This is a genomic window from Trinickia terrae, assembly GCF_005144415.1.
In the GTDB taxonomy this organism is placed as follows: Bacteria; Pseudomonadota; Gammaproteobacteria; order Burkholderiales; family Burkholderiaceae; genus Trinickia_A; species Trinickia_A terrae.
Window position 1 is genome coordinate 170,291 of record NZ_SWJE01000009.1, and the last position, 18,708, is coordinate 188,998.

10 protein-coding genes are annotated in these 18,708 nt (G+C 66.4%); 9 read left to right on the forward strand and 1 reads right to left on the reverse strand.

What is annotated here, in order from left to right; genetic code table 11:
- The first annotated feature begins 16 nt into the window (after window positions 1–16).
- The 3 genes from FAZ69_RS18240 to FAZ69_RS18250 all read left to right on the forward strand — a co-directional run bounded on the left by FAZ69_RS18240 (window position 17) and on the right by FAZ69_RS18250 (window position 11,303).
- Window positions 17–10,321, forward strand: a complete 10,305-nt coding sequence (locus FAZ69_RS18240; protein ID WP_136896481.1) for a LysM peptidoglycan-binding domain-containing protein — start codon at window positions 17–19, stop codon at window positions 10,319–10,321.
- Window positions 10,322–10,415: 94 nt separating this feature from the next.
- The gene (locus tag FAZ69_RS18245) at window positions 10,416–10,814 is read left to right on the forward strand and encodes a hypothetical protein (RefSeq protein ID WP_136896482.1); all 399 of its coding nucleotides are present in this window, start codon (window positions 10,416–10,418) and stop codon (window positions 10,812–10,814) included.
- A gap of 219 nt (window positions 10,815–11,033) precedes the next feature.
- Window positions 11,034–11,303, forward strand: coding sequence for a hypothetical protein (locus FAZ69_RS18250; RefSeq protein WP_136896483.1), 270 nt, complete (start codon window positions 11,034–11,036; stop codon window positions 11,301–11,303).
- Window positions 11,304–11,785: 482 nt separating this feature from the next.
- On the opposite strand, the gene FAZ69_RS18255 is transcribed toward FAZ69_RS18250, so the two are convergent.
- On the reverse strand, window positions 11,786–12,550 hold the full coding sequence (locus FAZ69_RS18255; RefSeq protein WP_206171213.1) for a glycosyltransferase family 9 protein: 765 nt from the start codon (window positions 12,548–12,550) through the stop codon (window positions 11,786–11,788).
- 421 nt (window positions 12,551–12,971) lie between these two features.
- On the opposite strand from FAZ69_RS18255, the gene FAZ69_RS18260 reads away from it, so the two are divergent.
- From FAZ69_RS18260 to FAZ69_RS18285, 6 genes are read left to right on the forward strand one after another with little or no spacing between them, the layout of a single operon-like run.
- Complete coding sequence (locus FAZ69_RS18260; protein ID WP_136896485.1) at window positions 12,972–14,030, forward strand: radical SAM protein; 1,059 nt, start codon at window positions 12,972–12,974, stop codon at window positions 14,028–14,030.
- Window positions 14,031–14,042: 12 nt separating this feature from the next.
- On the forward strand, window positions 14,043–14,867 hold the full coding sequence (locus FAZ69_RS18265) for a class I SAM-dependent methyltransferase (protein ID WP_136896486.1): 825 nt from the start codon (window positions 14,043–14,045) through the stop codon (window positions 14,865–14,867).
- Window positions 14,867–15,967: a glycosyltransferase gene (locus tag FAZ69_RS18270; protein WP_136896487.1), complete on the forward strand. Its 1,101-nt coding sequence runs from the start codon at window positions 14,867–14,869 to the stop codon at window positions 15,965–15,967. The genes FAZ69_RS18265 and FAZ69_RS18270 overlap by 1 nt, the downstream gene beginning before the upstream one ends.
- Window positions 15,964–16,668 (forward strand): PIG-L family deacetylase, encoded by a 705-nt coding sequence (locus tag FAZ69_RS18275; RefSeq protein ID WP_136896488.1) that lies wholly within the window; start codon window positions 15,964–15,966, stop codon window positions 16,666–16,668. The genes FAZ69_RS18270 and FAZ69_RS18275 overlap by 4 nt, the downstream gene beginning before the upstream one ends.
- On the forward strand, window positions 16,649–17,470 hold the full coding sequence (locus FAZ69_RS18280) for a glycosyltransferase (RefSeq protein ID WP_169708688.1): 822 nt from the start codon (window positions 16,649–16,651) through the stop codon (window positions 17,468–17,470). Before FAZ69_RS18275 ends, FAZ69_RS18280 begins: the two co-directional genes overlap by 20 nt.
- Entirely contained in the window at window positions 17,467–18,708 is a 1,242-nt protein-coding gene (locus tag FAZ69_RS18285; protein WP_136896490.1) for a DegT/DnrJ/EryC1/StrS family aminotransferase, read from the forward strand. The genes FAZ69_RS18280 and FAZ69_RS18285 overlap by 4 nt, the downstream gene beginning before the upstream one ends.

The window sequence follows — 18,708 nt, forward strand, 5'->3', positions numbered from 1 at the left end:
ATCGGGAGAGCCTGTCTTGAGTGCAATCGACAACCTGCAGCAAGCCATCGTCACCGCCGCCGGCGCCGGCCCGTTCGCGCTCGATGCCGCGTTCCTGTCGGCCGGGCTGAACGACAGCTCGGTCAGCGTGCCCGCCGACTACGACGCGACGCTCTGCGCGGCCTTCCAGGTGGCGCAGGCGAGCCAGTTCGTCATTTCGGTAACACCGTCCAACGTGGGGCCGGTATCCGGCGACAGCTTCACGGTCACCAGCGCGATCGTGCCGTTTCCCGGCGCAACCGCGCCGCTCAGCGTGCCCGCGACGCTCGTGTTCGCGGTGTCGGACGCGTCGCTCGTGGTGCAGATCGCGAGCGCGCCAAGCGACTGGACCTGGACCGATTCGTTCGCGTTCATGAACGGCTGGCCGTTCGACCAGCTGGCGCCGGGCAACGTGCTCATGGTGTATTCGACCGCGGACGGCGTGTACCCGTGGGGCAGCCCGGGCAGCGGCCTCGCGGTGAGCGGCGGGGCGAAGCTGAACGTATCGGCGGGTGTGCCGATGCCGACCTCGGCGCAGGCCGTGACACCGCTCTTCGACGGACTGACGGTGCAGACCGGGCAAACGCTCGCATTGCGGGGCGTGCTCGATATGGCCGAGTACAACGCGTCCACGGTCCTGTTGCCGGCGGGCGAGCTGAGCGCGGTGCTGGAGCAGGGCGCGTTCACGGTGTTCTACCTCAATGTCGCCGATCCGCAGCTCACGCTGTCGATTCCCGCCGCGCCGCAGACCGACGGCGACACGTCGGGGCAGGCGGCGGCGCTGTCCGTGTCGGCGCTGCTCAGCGTCGGCTCGACGCCCGCCGACGAGTCTCCGTACGAGCTTCAGGTGATGCTCTCGCCGACCTCGACGGACGGATCGAACCAATACGCGATCGGCCTGAACTCGACCGGCAACGGCCAGCTGCTGACGCCCGACACCATCGCGGCGCTCGTGGGCGGCTCCTCCGGCAGCTATTTCACGGGTGTGCCTGCGTCGCTCCAGCAGTTCCTCGCCGACGTGGGGCTGCTGGGACTGTCGCTGTCGGGCACGATCTCGCCCGCGAAGATCGGCCAGGTGAGCATCTTGATCGGCAGCACGCCCGGTACGAGCTGGACGCCGATCCCGAATGCGCCGCCGGGGCTCGATTTCACGATCGAGGCGTTCGATCTGGCCTGGTCGATCTCCGACCCGCTCGGCGGCGCGTCGCGGCAGACGTTCCAGTTCCAGACCCAGTTCACGCTGGCGCCCGAGGTCTTCAAGGGGCCGGACGGAGAGGGCGACGGCCTCTTCACGGTCACGTTCGACTCGGCGCTCAATTTCTACGCGTCGTTCGACGGCACCGCCAGCCTCACCGATTTCCTGAACACGCTGAGCGGCAACCTCGTGACGCTGCCGCCGTCGATTTCCGCGAGCGTGTCCAACGTTGCCTTGACCGTCGACGGCAGCGGCAAAAGCTTCAACTTCACGAGCGAGTTCGACCTGTCGCTTTCGTTCCTGACCGTCGACAGCGAACCCATTTTGTCGGTGTCCAACGGGACGGTCCGCATCGGCGCGAGCACGCCGGCCGGCAGCGGCTCCGGCACCGAGTCGGCCTGGCAGAGCAGCATCGGCGGGCAGCTGAGCGTCGGGCCGTTCCAGACCCTGGTGTCGCTCGACTATGACGGGACGGCATCGCCCGCGCTGTGGACGCTGAGCGCGTCGCTGGGCCAGCCGCTGTCGCTGAACGACCTGATCTTCCAGTTCTTCTCGGACGGCAAGTCCTACGCATTCCCGAGCTTCCTGTCCCCGGACCTGACCATCGAGTCGTTCGGCATCGTCGCCAAGATTCCGTCGGGCTCGACGGGCAGCACGAGCTACACCGTCGACGTGGCGTTCCTGTGGGACCTCAAGCTCGGCGGCCAGGTGATCACCGGGCTCGATGCGACGATCGGCCTCGCCTACGACGGCAGCGACTTCTCCGGCTCGGTCGCGTCGACCTGGACCTATCCGGCCATCAACCTGGAGCTGGAGCTCGACTACGCGTTCGACAAAGACGGCAACCAGACGCTGACGCTCATCTGGGAGGGCTTCACCGCGAACTACACGAGCGAGGACAAGCAGATCACGTTCTCGCTGAAGGGCTGGACGCTCGGCTCGCTGCTGCAAGCGCTGGTGCGCACGCTCGGCGACCCGTATTTCACGCTCGGTTCGCCGTGGGACCTGCTGAACCAGATCTCGCTCGACGGCCTGCAATTGAAGGTGTCGCTGGAAGACGGCGTGACCAACCGGCTGTCGGCGTCCTACCAGCTGTCGAGTCCGCTCAACCTCGGCTTCATCGTCATCGAAAGCCTGAATTTCCTGCGCACGACGGACGGCAAGGTGACGCTCGAGATCACCGGGTCGTCGCCGATCTCCGACCAGCTCGGCGACCTGATGAAGCCGGGCGGCCAGGACGTGACCGACATGCCCCCGGTGCCCGGGCGCAGCGAGGACTACTTCAAGGTGTTCCTGCTGGTGCTGGGGCAGCGCATCGGCATCACCGGCGCGTCCACCTTCACGTCGACCGAGGATGTCATCGAGCAGCTGTCGAGCAGCAGCCTGCCGAACACGGACAGCGCCACGAACCCGGTCAACCCGAGCGCGAACCAGCCGGCCGGCTTCCCGTACTACCAGCAGGACAACAACTGGCTGATCGCCACCCACATGGGCTTCATGAAGGCCGGGGGCGCGTGGACCGTCGATGCGATGCTCGTCTTCGACGACCCCAGCCTGTACGGCCTGCGCCTCGCGCTGGCCGGGCCGAAGGCGGGCGGCTTGGCCGGGCTCGCGATCGACATCCTCTACAAGAAGATCACCGACGACATCGGTCTCTTCCAGATCGACTTCGCGTTCCCCGATTCGATCCGCCAGATGAACTTCGGCGCGGTGGCCGTCACGCTGCCGCAGCTGTCCATCGAGGTGTACACCAACGGCGATTTCCTGATCGACATCGGTTTCCCGTACAACAACGATTTCAGCCGCTCGTTCTCGCTGTACGCGATCGTGGCCGGCGTGCCGGTGATGGGTTCGGGCGGCATCTATTTCGGCAAGCTCAGCGCGGCCACGGCGACCCAGGTGCCGGTCACGCAGAACGGCACGTTCGACCCCGTGCTCGTGTTCGGTGTCGGGCTTCAGCTCGGGCTTGGCTACAGCTTCTCGGCGGGGCCGCTGACGGCCAGCTTCTCGCTGACGGTGTTCGGCATCGTCGAAGGCGTGATCGCCTCGTGGCATCCGTATCAGCTGACGTCGGAGCTGTCGTCGGGAACGAGCCTCACGACGACCGGCAGCTCGACCAGCCTGCAGGACCAGTACTACTTCAAGCTGACGGGCACCGTCGGCATCATCGGCACCCTGATCGGCAAGGTCGATTTCGCGATCATCCAGGCATCGGTCAACGTCACCGTGATCCTCTCGGTGCAGATGACGTACGAGTCCTATCGCGAGATCCCGGTCAGCGCCTCCGCGTACGTCAGCGTCCGGGTGTCCATCAAGATCAACCTCGGGCTGTTCTCGATCAGGATCTCCTTCTCGTTCTCGATGACGGTGACGGCGTCGTTCACGCTCGGCAAGAACGAGCAGGCGCCGTGGGACGGCAGCGCCGCCGCGGCGCGCACCCTGCTGCTCGGCGGCAGTCGGGCCGACCGCGCGGCGCGGCTGACCGCCGTCGAGCCGCGTCCGAAGCAGGTGCTGCGCGCGGCCGGAGCCAAGCCGACGCTGAAGCTGTTGGCGGCGCCGCAGTTCACCGTGCTCGCGCCCGAAGGCGCCACGTCGGACAGCCAGCAGGAGGGCGCCTTCGTGTTCCTGATGGTCATGGATGCGCCGACCGCGGACGCCGGAGGGCCGGGCGACACGTCGTTCGATCAATTGTGCGCAAGCTTCTTCCCGTGGCTGATCGACGCGATGAGCGGCACGGAGGGCGACGCGATCGATCTCGCCGGCGTGTCCGCGCAGGTGGTCAGCGAGGCGCAACTGGAAGCCTGGATCGACGCGCTCGCCGACAACACGAATCCGCCGCTCGACATGGCGTCGCTGCTGAGCTTCCTCGCGTCCGCCTTCCAGCTGAACATCGAGACGCCCGACTACGCGTCGAGCTCGGGCGACAAGGCGTTGTTCCAGACCGGCTCGACCGTGTTTCCGGTGTTCGACGGCCTGTCGCTGACGGTGCCGAACCCCGCCGGGGACGGCACGAAGCAGATCGATTTCGAGGGCTACACGACCGTCGACGACGCCTACCGCGCCGCGGTCGCCGATGAGTTCGCGCAAGTGGAAGCGAGCATCGAGCAGGAAAACAACATCGGCAAGGAGCAGCCGGATTCGCTGCTGCGCGACAGCGGCAGCGAGAGCGTCGAATCGATGGCAGCGCTGATCTTCGTCGACTACTTCACGATGATGGGCCGTCAACTGCTGCAGGCGGCGCTGAACCTGCTGTCGTCGTACGCGTGGACGCTGCAGGCGACCGACAGCATCGCCGGCATCGTCGCCGCGGTCAACGCGGTGCCGCCGAACTTGATCGACGTGGACGACGTCGCGTCGCCCAACCAGAATCACGCGCTGACGGCCGGGGTCGCGATGACGACGCCGGCGCTCGGCTACACGGTGCAAAGCGGCGACACGATGGATTCGATCGCCGGGCGCTTCAGCGACGCGGCCAGCCTGAAGGCGAACCAGACGCCGCGCTGGCAGACCACGGTCGAAAGCCTGATCGACGCGAACTGGACTGCGCGCATCATCCAGCCAGACGTGGAGATCACCGACAGCTACACGACCGTGGCCGGCGACACCTTCCAGTCGATCGGCGCGGCGCTCGGCATGAACCCGGCGCAACTGGCGCAGCTGCCCGCGATCACGAGCTCGACGGCGCTGCTGACGCCCGCACAGCCGATGTCCGTGGCCGCGATCGCCTACACCACCGCCGACGGCGATACGCTCGCGAGCGTCGCCGCCCGGTTCGCCACGACGGTGCCGGCGCTGGCGGAGGCGAGCGCGTCGGTGCAGGGGCTGTTCTCGCTCCAGGCGGAGGACGGCGTGCTGACGCTCGCCAACCTGCAGGCGTGGAGCGTGGCGGACCTGTGGAGCGCGATCGTCGGCACCGACCAGGTCGCGCAGACGGCCGGCATGGTGTCGCGCTTCCTGATGTTCGGCCTCAATCTGCCGGTGAGCAGCGGCCTCACGCTGTCCGAGCAGTTCCTGTTCCCGGCCGGGCAGAGCGCCTACGGCCTCTATCAGTTGACGGGGCAGGCGTTTCCGACCGCGGCGCCCGCCGCGCTCGCCACATTCCCGGTCACGGTATCGGCGGCGACGGCCTCGCATGGCGTCAACCTGGGCTTCGTGCAGTTCGACGGCGCGGCGGCGTCTTCGGCGACGCTCGATCTCGTGTCGTCCTACGACAGCCTGTGCACCGTGCTGACCTGGGCGCAGCAGGGCAATTTCCAGCCGGCGCCGAGCTTCACGGCGACGGCCGCCGTGCTGCTGCAGCCCAAGGCGGTGGCGACCGGCAACTACACGTACTGGACCACGTCGGACATGGCCGGCCTGCACACCATCACCGACCGCTCCGGGAATGGCGCCGCCACGACCTCGCAGACGCTGGCGACGTTGTGGCCGCTGCCGTCCAGCGTGCTGGCGCTGACCGCCGGGCGCCAGGCGAGCCTGGACAACCTGTTCGATTCGCTGGCCGAGGAGCTTCCGCTGCTGCCGCAGTTCCAGCCGCAGCGGGGCCAGACCTCGCCGGCCAGCAGCCAGACCGACTACGCCGATCTGCAAAACTGGGCCTGGGCGACGCAGATTGCGTTCACGATCAAGCGGCTGCCGGTGTCGGGCACGACGTCGGGCGGCGCGGACGATGTCCCCAACGGCACGGCCAATGCGCCGTCGCTGCCGAACGTCTATGAAATTACCGGGACCTCCACGGCCGATGCGCAACTGCTGGAGCAGTTGCTGGCCGCCGTCAACACGATGGGGGAGTCGATTTTGTCGGGGCTTTTCGTGAGCTCCCAGCAGCAGACCCAGCCGCCCTCGCTGTCGACGCTCGGCATCCAGGAATTCCTGACCTTCATCACGCAGACCAACCTCTCCACCGAGACCAACCCCGACATGGCGCTGCGCTCCGCCGCCCTGAGGGCAAGCGGCGAGACCCCGCCGCCGCGCGGCATCGGCAACCCGCCCGCGGAGTTCATCAAGCTGCTGTGGGAGCAGAGCACCGTGCGCAGCGGCGGCTACTACCTGTTCTATCAGCTGATCAGCGACGGCAGCGGCCTGTCCGCCGACATCTTCGATGCGGACGGCACCGCCACGCTGACGATGATCGCGACGTTTGCCGCCAGCGGCACGTCCAGCTTCGGCAACGCGCTGCCTTCGTTCATCAATGCATTCGTGACGACGGACGGCATCGACACCAGCGCCGACGTCGTGCAGGTGGTGTCGCTCGCCACCAGCGGCCGGTCGGCCGCGCTCGGCGCCCAGGGGGCGAGCCTCGCCGAGGCCGCGAAGCTGTACGGCGCGGCGCCGGGCAAGATCGCCGCCGGCAACCAGACGCTGGCGCTGACCGCCGGCGCGGTGATCCCGATCGACGGCCTGACGCATCAATTGACCCAGGCCGACCTGACCGATCCGGGCCTAACCCTGACGGCCCTCGCGGCCTACTACTCGGAGGGCGCGGTCACCCCGATCACCGCCCAGGAGATCGCCGACTACAACCCGGGCGTGCCGGTGGCGCTCGGCTCGGTGTTCTACATCCCGCCCGTGAGCTATCGAGTGGCGGCGAAGTCCGCGCCGGGCGATACGTTCGCCGCCATGGCGAGCTACTACGGCATCAGCCTCGACGCGATGTCGGTGCTGGCGCTGACGGTTGCCGGGCTGCTGCCGGCCGGCGCGGTCCTGACGATCGACACGCAGTCCTTCGATCTGCGCAATCAGCTTCCGGCGGGCAACGTCAGTTTCTCGCTGAGCCGCGCCGACCTCGGACTGCCGCCCGACGATTCCAGTGACCCGGACTATCCGGCCGAGGTCATGTATTCGCTCTACAACACGCTGTCGGCGGGCGTCCAGGCCAACGCGTTCTTCAAGGCCAGCAGCATGGGGCTGCCGTTCGGGCCGCAGGATTCCGATGCGGCCGAGCAAGCCCCATCGGCATTCGCCAGCCACGCTCAAGCCCGGCGGCGGCGCCAGTCGCGGGCCGCGAGCGCGGGGACGGGCGAGTTCGACTACGATCAGTCGCTCGGATTCAAGCGCTTCTCGACCGTCAATCCGGCGCCCGCGACGCCTGCCGACGGCTTGCCTCCGGCCGACGCCAACCCGTATGTCGGCGTCGGCACCGCGTGCCAGATCGCATTGCAATGGCAGGACGTGTTCGGCAACACGACGGTCACGCCTTTCACGGCGCCGCCGCCCGGCTACAGCGGCGCGCTGAACGGCGAGGCCATCGGCCTGCTGTACACCGATCTGCTGATCGGCCTGTCGTCGTGGTCCAACACGACGGCCAGCTATCTCTACTCGGGAGCGGCCGGCGCGCCGGTGCTGAACGTCAACCTGGCGCTGGCGATCGCGCCCTACGCGAGCAGCCCGGATCAGGCGGCCAACGACCTCACGCTCTACCAGAAGATCTACTTCCAGCTGAACCAGAACTACAGCGGATTGGGCGTGCCGGGCCTCGACGGCAACGCGGTCAGCATGAGCCTCGGCAATTCGCTGCTCGATACGCCCGGCATCGTGCTCACGGACAGCCAGGCCGGCGTGATCCGCGATTACGTCAGCGCCTGCGTGCAAAGCCTGCAGCGCATCGTGAACGGCGACACCTCGCAGACCGTGGGTCCCAAGGCGTCGCTGGCGGTGCCGGTGGCGCTGAGCGACGTGGCGGCGGGCGACATCATCGCGCTCGACGTCACGCTGACCCTGACCCGCCTGGCGACGCTCGTCGACCCGCAGGTGGCGGCCGGCGCCAACGGCCTGTCGACACAAAGCGTGATCCTGCCGCAGCCCGATCCGGACACCCAGTCGGGCGCGCAGTCTGCGTTCCTCGTCTTCTCCGGCGCGTTCGAGACCGCGTTCCAGGGCAGCGACTGGCGCCTGCGGATCGGCGAAGGCCTGAAGTCCTCGGACAGCAGCGCCGACACCAGCACGGCGGGCACCATGCAGCTCTGGGCGGTGCGCTTCGGCCAGTCGCAGGGCAACGGCATCTACTTCAAGATCGATCAAAACAAGCCCAGCTACTACACCGCGGCGCCCATCGCCACCACGCTCGTCAGCCGCCAGGCCACCATCGTCGACTACGCGACCGGCAACCCGGTGACGCTGAACTTCACCGGTGTCGACCAGAATCAGTGGTTCCAGACCTGCCTCGACGCCATCGACTCGTTCCTGTCGGCCACCGATTCCACCTCGGCCTTCATCCTCGACGAACTGCTCGGCAGCGACCCGCTCACCAGCGGCTATCTCGGCGCGGTATTGAAGGCGAAGCAGAGCCTCGCGGAGAGCATCTCCGGCACGGTCGAGCCGATTCTGTCGACCAGCGCGTCCGATGCGGCCACCTATGCGGCCGCGAAGGAGAAGCTCTATCAGCAGCTGCTGAATCAGATCGGTTCGGCGTATGCCGCGAGCGCGGTGGTGGTCTACGGCGTCAGCGACGTGTCCGGTGCGAGCCAGCCCGACGCGGCGGGGCCGCCCGATCTGTACGGCCAGCCCCAGGGCAGCCTCGCCAACAGCCAGAGCGCCAACCAGAACTTCACGCTGAGCGCGGCCCGCATTCCGCTGGGACCGGTGGAAGAGGGGGGCGCGACGGACGATTCCCGTCTGAGCATCTTCTTCAGCACCAAGAATGCCGACGCCCAGGCCTACGTGCCGTTGAACCTGACGTTCGCCATCACGCACCTTGAGTTCAACAAGAAGACGGTGCCCGGCATCGACGGCTACATCGAAAGCCAGTGGCTGGTGTTCGTGACGGGACCGTACCTCTACGGCTTGAACGTTTCGCAGGCGGCGAACATTCCGGTAGTGAACCGCAACCTGCCGACGCCGCCGACCGTGCAGAACCAGTCGGCCGCGCAGTCCGCCGGGGCGCCTGTCGAGCCGGTCGACCTGACGCGCTGGGATTATTCGTTTACCTACGCCTATCCTTTCGCGGCGCAGGACTCGGTGCAGACGACGATCCAGCTCAACCTGCCGAGCGCGCAGTCCGCCGCGCGTGCGATGGCGGCGGGGCCGGACCTGTTCACGGCGCTGGCCCAGTTCGTTACCGCCTATCCGGGCATTGCCGAGGATTTCAGGCTGTATCTGTCGCGCATCAACGCCGACACCACCGACCTCACTCTCATCCAGAGCGCCGCGCACGCCGTGCAGAGCTTCGCCGAGTATCTCGGCGACGTGGCGACGGCCTACGCCGGCACGACGGGCGCGAAGGCCTTTGCCGCCTTGGCGGCTCCGGAATTGATCGAACTGAGCTTCGAAACGGTGCTGAGCGAAGCCGCGAACGGCGACGCCTCGATCGACCTGCTCAGCGTGACCATCAACGGCGCCGACGCGGCCTGGAATCAGGACAACGCCACCATTTCCGCGCAGGGCATCACGCTGCCCGCGCCGGTGGTGCAGATTCTCCCCGATAGCTATACCGCCGTGGCCACCGCACCGGACGACGGCATCTCATTGCTGACCTACCGGTACGCGCTGAAGGATTCGTCGCCGCCCGAGTACCTGACGTGGAGCGAGGCCGAGGCTGTCCAGCAGCGGACCGTCGTATTGCCGAAGCTGGATGTTCTGCTGCATCAGAACGGACTGTCGTCGATCCTCGTGGAGCGCAACAAGGTGCTGTTCCCGCTCGATGACAGCGGCGTGTTCACCGAGCCCGCGTTCATTTTCACGACGCCCAGCGTCAGCTTTTCGGGGCCCGCTGTGCCGCGTCTGACGCATGACGAGTTTGCGTTGACGGGCGAAGAGAATGCCAGCCTCGAAACTCAGTTGGCGGATTTCTTCGCGGGGCTGTTCGAAGGCGGCGATGGGACGGTATCCGTCGAAACCGCGATGACGGGCAGCTTTGTCTATTCGTTGACCGAGGCGTTTTCCGTGACACTGCCGGTGTGTCTGTTGCCGCCGGCGGAGACGACGGTCAATCCGGCGGTGACGCCGTCGTTCGTCAGCGTGGTGGCGAATACCGTCGACGAGTGGATGGCGGCTCAGAAGCCCAATACGGCGAATGGGGCGCGGAATAGTTTTGTGTTGACGGTGTTTGGGGCGAACGATCAGCAGCCTTTGTTGGTGGTCGACAAGCTGTATCGGAGTATTCCGGCGACTTGAGGGGGAGGGGGGCGGGGGCATATCTCATCGCATCCCGCTGCATGCGTGAAAAGCCGGTTGGCGCCGGCGCAAAACGATACGAGAGGGGATTGATATGGGAAACGATGATGAGGCGGCAAGCGATTCGCTCGCAGAGCAAGGGCTTCAGCTTTGGCAATCCAAGCTGCATAGGCTGTGCGCGTATGTCATCCTCGCCGTTCTTGTACTTGGACCGGTGTTTCTGGGCGTTTTCATTACGGTGAAGGCCCTCGGCGCCAGCGAAGATTTTGTCAATTTCATACTGCAAAACTACGCTGTATTTTTCATATTGCCGTACGTTGGCTGCTTAGCCTACTTTATTGTGGTTACTGTAGAAAATACGCGTGGTCCGATTGAGATCGAGTTGGCGACTATCAAACTAAAGGGAGCTGGCGGTCCTATCCTGTTTTGGGTCGTTGTATTCGTCGTCGTCACCTCTGTAATCAAGATGTTTTGGAACGGCTATCCGCAGTAGCAATGGAAAGGCGATGCTTGGCGGTGGTCTCGGCTGCCTTCGTGCAGTTGCTCGGCGACAAGGGCCCGACTATTTCATTTTTCTTATCAATTGCGGCCTAATAAAACAGATAGGTGAGGTCCGCGCCGAAGCAACCCAATCTATCCGCAGCGCTGCAATTTTGAGAAAGAAAAAAACATTCACCGGTAATTCCTACGGAAATTTTACAAGGGGTTGGCCATGCGTAAGACTAACACTGAGCGGGATGCACGGCTCCGGCGCATCGCAGGATTGATCGCAAGCGCGACGTTCGCCCTCATCTATCCACAACTCGGCATTGGAAAATGTGTAGCCGCGGCAAATGACTATTATTTGAAAGTCTCTCCGGATTTTCCTTGCGATGTACGCGGAGGCGCACAAAAAGCCTCATTGGAGGATGCGGCAGTATTTGCCTGGCAGGAGTTTTACGCGCTGAATTGGCCGGCGGATGTTGACTCGAAACCGTTTTAGCGAGAGACAGCTGATACCAATGGCTGGTGGGATAGTCATAATGTGCCCTTCGAGGTCACCGCCGCCTACGTAAAAAACTACAGTCAAGACCCCGAATCTGTCCAATATGGGTGGATGCATGGGGTGTCACGGGAATGCTCGATATGACGGCGCAGGATTCAGCTTCATCTTGCTGGACGGAAGGGGCGACAAGCCCGAAGCCGTTGACGTCCCGGTCACCCCGGAACAGATTGCGCGATTCGCCAAATATTTCGCGCTGCGCTAACCGCGTCGGCTTATCTACATCTCGGATTGCGGCGGCGGCAACCGCGCCTCGAAGATTCCTGTCATAAGTGCATCGAATCTCGGCACGCCTCGGCGTCGCTGCCGAGCTTGCCGTTGGCGCCCGCCGCAGTCGTCGCATCCTTCACCACCGAGATTGTTCCCTCGCCGGCCAGCGCGTCAGGAAGACATCCAATCCAAATCAAATCGAATGGCGCGGATCAAGAATGAAGTCCGGCGGACTTGAAATACGGCTGCCATATTTCCGACATCAATCCGCTAACGGCGGCGATAATCCGCTCCTCATTGAAACCGGCGACATCCAAATGCGCCGCTGTATTGCCGCGCACGGGCGCGAAAACGTCCCGGTCGTCATGTCGCCAGAGGAACAGCGTGGGACGTTCCAGTTCCGCCGCGAGATGGGTGAGCCCGGTGGCGCCGCCGATGCACAGGTTTGCGCCGGCAATCAGGTCCACCAGCTGCTCGCCGGGCAGCGCAACCAGCAACTCGACATCGCTCGGCCAGCGCGCCAGGTCTCTGACGGCGGGCAGGCCGACGACCGTGGTCCGCACGCGCCCCGTCGCGAATTCGGCGATGGCGCGCCAGTGTCCGAGCTGCTGAATATCCGTGCACGCGTGCGGAAACAGCAGCAGCGGCCGGTCGGACGCCTGCTCGACGCGCAGCCTGCGCCGCGGCAGCTGTTCGTCGGGAAATCCCAGCATTTCACGAAAAATGTCCGCAAAGCGAGCCTTGCCCCAGCGCGCCACGCTGACGGGATCGTCCCACGCGCGCGTCGCGCGCTCGTGTATCGGGTCGTCGAACAGATGGCGCTGCTGCGGCCAGTCGAACCACGAATTGAGCTGCTGCAGATCGATGACCGGGTGATGCGCGCGCAGCGAATGCGCAACGCGAAAGGCGGCTTCCTCCGTCTCGATCTCGCGGAAAGCGATGTTGCTCACGCCGAAGCGCCCCAGGACGCCCGCCACGGTGCGCGAGGCGAAATAGATCAGCTCGCGGCACCGCTGGCTGGCCTCGTGCGCAATATCCCAGGTCAGCAGGTTGTCGCCGATTTTCGTGACGTTGGGCGGAAAGTAATAGGCCGTCGGGAGCATTGAGATTCCATCGAAATACACACGGAATTAAACGGAATGCTGTAGTCAGTCCGGCCCGCAATTAGCGTCCCGGACCATGCCGGCAAAATGAATCTCGCTGATCGGATGCAAATATAGCCACTCTCGCAAATGGAGTGTTACCTATCACGATGGATAGTGTCGCATTTTTAAGATATGGATTTCAATCGCATCCGGACCTTGAGTGTCGAAACGCGGATTGCATACGGGGCGGTTAGCAGGCGGTAATCGCCGTTTCGATGCGGCTCTCACAACAACAAGCGGATTTCCGGAAAATATGCCAAACAGCACTATCCGGTTCACGGGCAAGCGCGCGTCGAATGCGCCGCAAGTGCATGCCTCTATGCCGCGAGCGATCTACGTCGAATTGACTGACCTCTGCAATCTGACGTGTCCGATGTGCCGCTGCAATCCTGTCAAGGGCAACATCCTGCCGTTGCCGCTGTTCACCGAAATGGCGTCGACGCTGTTCCCGCATGCCGAGTTCGTCGATCTGCGCGGCTGGGGCGAAAGCACCATCATTCCGAATTTCGAGGCCTATCTCGACGTCGCGCTGTCGTACCCGGCGCGCGTCAAGCTCATCACCAACGGCGTCGCGAAGCGCCCCGAGCTGTGGCGGCGCCTCGGGCGCGACGGCATTACAGTGGGCGTGTCGTTCGACGCCGCGGAGCCCGCCCTGTTCAAGACGCTGCGCGGCGGCGCGAACTATCACCAGGTGCTGGAGCACCTGCGGATCGTGGCCGATGCGCAGCAGAGCGCCGGCCACGACACGAAAGCGCTGCTGTACTTCTGCATCACGGCGAGCGGCAGCAATCTGGATCAGTTGGATCGCATCGTGGAAGTCGGCATGACGCTCGGCGTGCGGCGCTTCAAGATCGAGCCGCTCAACGCCGCCGACGACGACCCGGATCGCCTCGAGCGGCACGCGGCCCGCGTTCCGGCGGTGCTCGAACGGCTGGCGGCGCTGAGCGCGGAGCACGGCCTGCTGATCGAATTGTCCTCGTCGCTGGTGCCGGACGGCACGCGGGCCGACGCCGTGCGCAAAGTCTGCATCCACCCGTGGGAATACCTCTACATCAACAGCCGCGGCCGCCTCGGCTTTTGCGACCACTTGAACGGGCTCGAGCAGTACACCTTCGGCAGTTGGCAGGCGGAGGGCTTCGAAGCGTTCTGGAACGGCCCGGCGATGCGCCGCTTGCGCGACGAGCACTTGCGCCGCCTGTCCGGCGAGGCGATTACGCAGTGCACCGACTGCAACTGGTGCTACGAGCGGCGCTACATGGACCTGGAAGACTGGATCGAGCCCGCTTGGTCGGCTTATCGCGTCACGGTGTAAACGGAGCAGCGGATGCGGGAACCTCAGGTACCTTGGGAGCGCGATTTCTACGACCCTGCGCTGTACGACGCCGGTGCGGGCGACAGCGGCTCGAACGCCACCGTCGAGTACTACCGGACGCAATTGGCGGGCGCGCCTCGCTACGTGGCCGACATCGGCTGCGGCACCGGCCGGATTGCGCTACAGCTGGCCGGCGATGGACATCGCATCCTTGGCGTCGACGTGTCGCTGGCCATGCTGGCGCGGCTGCAGTCGAAGGCGGAGCGGCTGCCGCGCGAGCAGCGCGCCCGCTTCGACTGGCGTCAGGGCAGCTTCCTCGACATGGAGGCGCCCGAAGCCAGCGCGTTCGACGCGCTGATCGCCCCCGACGACTTCGTCCCGCACCTCGACCCGCAAGAGCTCGAGCGCTTTTTCCTGCGCGCGCATGGGTGGCTGCGGCCGGGCGGCGCATTGCTCACCGATACGCGGGAGCGCAGCGCGGCGCGCCTGCAAGCGGCCGCCGCGGGTTTTCCGAAGCCGATGCTGACGTACGGTCTGGCGGACGGTGTAGAGACGCAGGACGGCGTGCGCCATGCGGCCATGATGGGCTGGGAAGAATACGACGCCGACAGCCGGCGCCTCGTCAGCCACCAGCTTTTCAGCTATATCCGGCCCGACGGCGCCGAAGAGCGCCGCGTATGGAAAACCGTTTGCCAATACAACCATACGAACGCTGCGCTGATCGGCGCGGCGCAGCGCGCGGGCTTCGCGCTCGAAGCGGCGCGCGGCCGTGAGCCGGGCGCCGAGCCGGGCGAGCAGGGCGGTTTCTTCCGGTTCGTGCGTGAACAGGACACCTGATGATGGGGTTCAATCTGATCTGGGTCGTGCCGTCGCTCGCGAACCTGGGCGGCACCGAATACGCGGCGGTGACGTTCGCGAAGCTGATCGCCGCCGACGGCCACAGGCTGCGCTTCATCACGGGCCCCGGCGCGCATCCGTGGTGGCGCGCGCAGCTGCAACAGACTGGCGCCGGACGTATCGAGCTGATCGGTGCGGAAGACGGCTCGCCGCAAGGGCTCTGCGCGCTCGGCGAGCGCGTGCACGCATCGGCGCCGGCCGATCTGATCCAGTTCATGCCGATCGAGGCGCATTGCTTCGAGTGGCTGCGCCGCGGCGTGCCGGTGCCCGTGGTGGGCTGGGAGCCGACCGATCTGAGCCCGAACTGTTGGTGGCTCGCGCCGGAGCTGAAGGAGCTGATCCACCGCCTCGACACGCTGCTCGTCTTCAACCCCGAGGCGGCCCGCCACGCAGTCAGCCATTACCAGTATCGCGGCGAGATCCACGTCGTGCCCAATACCGTGGCGCCCGTCGAGTGGGAGGTCGCGCTCGCGCCGCGGCAGGCGCCGGTGATCGGCTGCGTCGCGCGGCTGTCGGCAGAGAAGGGACTGCCGTTCCTGCTGGCGGCGTTCAGCCTGCTGCGCGCGCGGCTGCCGGCGGCGCGCCTCGCGATCTGGGGCGACGGTGAAGAGCGGGAGGCATTGGGGCAGCTCGCGAAGATGCTTGGCGTGCATGAGCAGGTGCATTTTCATGGCGCGTTCGAGCCGTTCCGGGCGATCGACGAAATCGCTGCCTCGGCCGACGTCTTCGTGCTGAGCTCCCTGTTCGAGGGGGCGCCCGTCGCGCTGCTCGAACTGATCGCGAGAGGCCGTCCGGTGGTCGCCACCGCGACGGCCGGCGCGCGCTGGGTCTGCGGCGGCGACTACCCGTGGCTCACGCCGGTCGGCGACACGGGCCGGCTGGCGGAAGCGCTGCTGGCATTGCTGACGTCGGCGTCGCACGCGCGCGCGGCGAGCGCGCAGCTCGGCGAGCGCTTCGCGCGCAGCTTCGCGCCGGCGCACTCCGTGGCGGCATTGCGGGCCGCCTACGTGGCCACGCTCGGCAGCGTCCGGCCGGAATGAGCACGCGCGCGCCGGTTCTGTACCTGTCGCCGCACCGCGACGATATCGCGTATTCGCTGGCGGGCCGCGTGCTCTCGGCCCGCGGCCCGCGCGGCGCGGGCATCGCCGTCACCGTGTTCACGCGCAGCGATTTCGCGCCCTATGCGCGCGCCGGGCTCACGGCCGATGAGATCACGCAGCTGCGCGCACTCGAAGAGGCCAGGGCATGCCGCGCGTTGAACCTGGAGACCATGGCGCTGCCGTTCGCCGAAGCGCCGCTGCGCGGGTACGGCAGCGATGCGCTGTTCGTCGACGAAGCCGCCGCGCTGCGCGACCCCATCGTCGATACGCTCGCCGAGCGGTTCGCCGCACTGCATGCGCAGTTGAAGCCGTGCGCCGTCTACGCGCCGCTCGGCATCGGCGGCCACGTCGATCATCTTGTCACGCGCGCTGCCGCGCAGATCGCGTTCGGGCCGCATTGCCCGCTGCCGCTCTACGAAGACCTGCCGTACGCGGGCGAGCTCGATGAGGCCGGCTATCGCTCAGCCCTGCAATGCTGCACCGGCGAGCGCCGCGGCGAGCTTACGGCCGCCGGCGGCTGGCTCGCCGACAAACTCGGCGTGCTCTCGTTCTACGCGTCGCAGGTGGCCCGCAAGGATCTCGACGCCGTCATTTCACACACTAACCGGATTGGAGGCGAACGTGTCTGGATCGCTGGCTGACGTCTGCATTTTGACCTTCGCAGTCGACCGTCCCGACGAGCTGGCGCGCTGCATCGCGAGCGTCGCCGCGCAGCGCGGCTCGCCGCGTCTGCGGCACCGGGTGCTGTCGGAGCGCGTCGACGCGCTGCGCGACGCACCCGCGCTAGCCCGCTGGCGCACCGCGGTCGAATGGCATTCGCTCGACGGAGAGCCGTTCCAAGGCGCCTCGTCGCCGCGCATCGCGCGCTTGCGGCAGGCCGCGCTGCTCGACGTGCAAGAGCCCTTCGTCTGCTTCCTCGATGACGACAACGCGATCGATCCTGACCACATCCGGTCGCTGCTGGACCTGATCGAGCGGGACGGGCTCGATGCCGCGCACTCGTGGCGTTTCGTCCGCTTTCCCGACGGCTCCCCTTTCCCGTTCGACTTTTTCCCCTGGCAGGGCGATCCCGCCGTCGCCGCGCAGCTGTACCGCGAGTGCGTGGAGCTCGGCGCCATCGTGCCGGGCAGCCCGGTGATGCGCGACGGTGCGCCCCGCAACGCGCCCGCCGATGCGGATGCCGGCAGTTTGACGGTCGACATGAACGAATGGCTGTTCAAAACGGAGACGCTGCGCCGCATCGGTTTCGATACCGAGTTCAGCGAGACCGATCTGCGCATGCGCACCGGCGAGGACGACAAGTTGTATCGCCGTTTCCTGCGCCATGCGGTGCGCTTCGCGTGCACGGAGCAGCCGACCGTGCAGTACTACCTGGGCGGCGTGTCGAACCTGCGTCTGACAAGCGGCCCGACTGTGGAAACTCTCGATGGAGGTGCGGCATGAGCGAACTGGCAGTGACGGGAGGGCGCGCGATCCGCAGCACGCCGTGGCCGCAATGGCCGCGTACGACGGCGGCCGCCGAGGCGGCGGTGACGGACGTGCTGCGCAGCGGGCGATGGGCGGTCAGCGGGCTGTCGAACGGCGCGGGCGATGCCTACGACACGCGTTTTGCCCGCGCGTTTGCCCAATACAACGGCGTGGGGTTCTGCATCCCGACCGCGAACGGCACGAGCGCGCTGATGTGCGCGATGCGCGCACTGGGCATCGGCGCCGGCGATGAAGTGATCGTGCCGGGCCTGACGTGGGTGGCCTGCGCAAGCGCGGTTGTGGCGATCGGCGCTACGCCCGTGCTGGTCGATATCGATCCGCATTCGCTCTGCATCGATCCGGCGGCGGCGCGCGACGCGCTCACGCCGCGCACGCGCGCGATCATGGCCGTGCATCTCTTCAATGCGGTCGCCGACCTCGACTCGCTCACGGCCCTCGCGAACGACGCAGGCATCGCGCTGATCGAGGACTGCGCGCAAGCGCATGGCGCGCGCTGGCGCGGCAAGCGGGTCGGCTCGATCGGCACGGTGGGCACGTTCAGCATGCAGAACGGCAAAGTGCTGACGGCGGGCGAGGGCGGGGCGTGCATCTGCAGCGACGCCGAACTGGCCGACCGGATCTATCGCGCCCGCTCGGACGGCCGCCGCCTGAGCGCGCAGCGCGCGCCGGCGGGCCGCATGGATCTCGAGGAGGCCGGCGGCGTCTTCGCGCAGAACTTCTGCTTGAGCGAGATCCAGGCGGCGGTGCTGTGCGCGCGCCTGCACGATCTCGACGACGAGAACCGCCTGCGGGCGCAGCGCGTGGAGCGCCTGCGCCGCTCCCTGAGCGAAATCGGCGGGTTCGGCTTGCAGCGCAGCTCGGCCGGCAGCGAGCAGACGACGCTCTATCACTTCCCCGTGCGGCTCGAAGGCCCGGCCTTCGACGGCATCGATGCGGCGCCGGTGGGGACCGCGCTGTCAGCCGAGCTCGGCTGCTGGGTCCATCAGCCCTACGCGCCGCTCGACCGTCACGCGCTGCTCGAAGCCGGGCGGGCAAGCGTTCCGAGGCCGTTGCGGAATGCGGACGAAGCGCACCGCCGGCACGTCGTGCTGCCGCATTGGCTGTTCCTCGGCGCCGAGCGGGACATCGACGACATCGCCTCGGCGTTTGACAAGGTGAAGCGCAACGCGCGCCAACTGGAAGCCGCATCATGA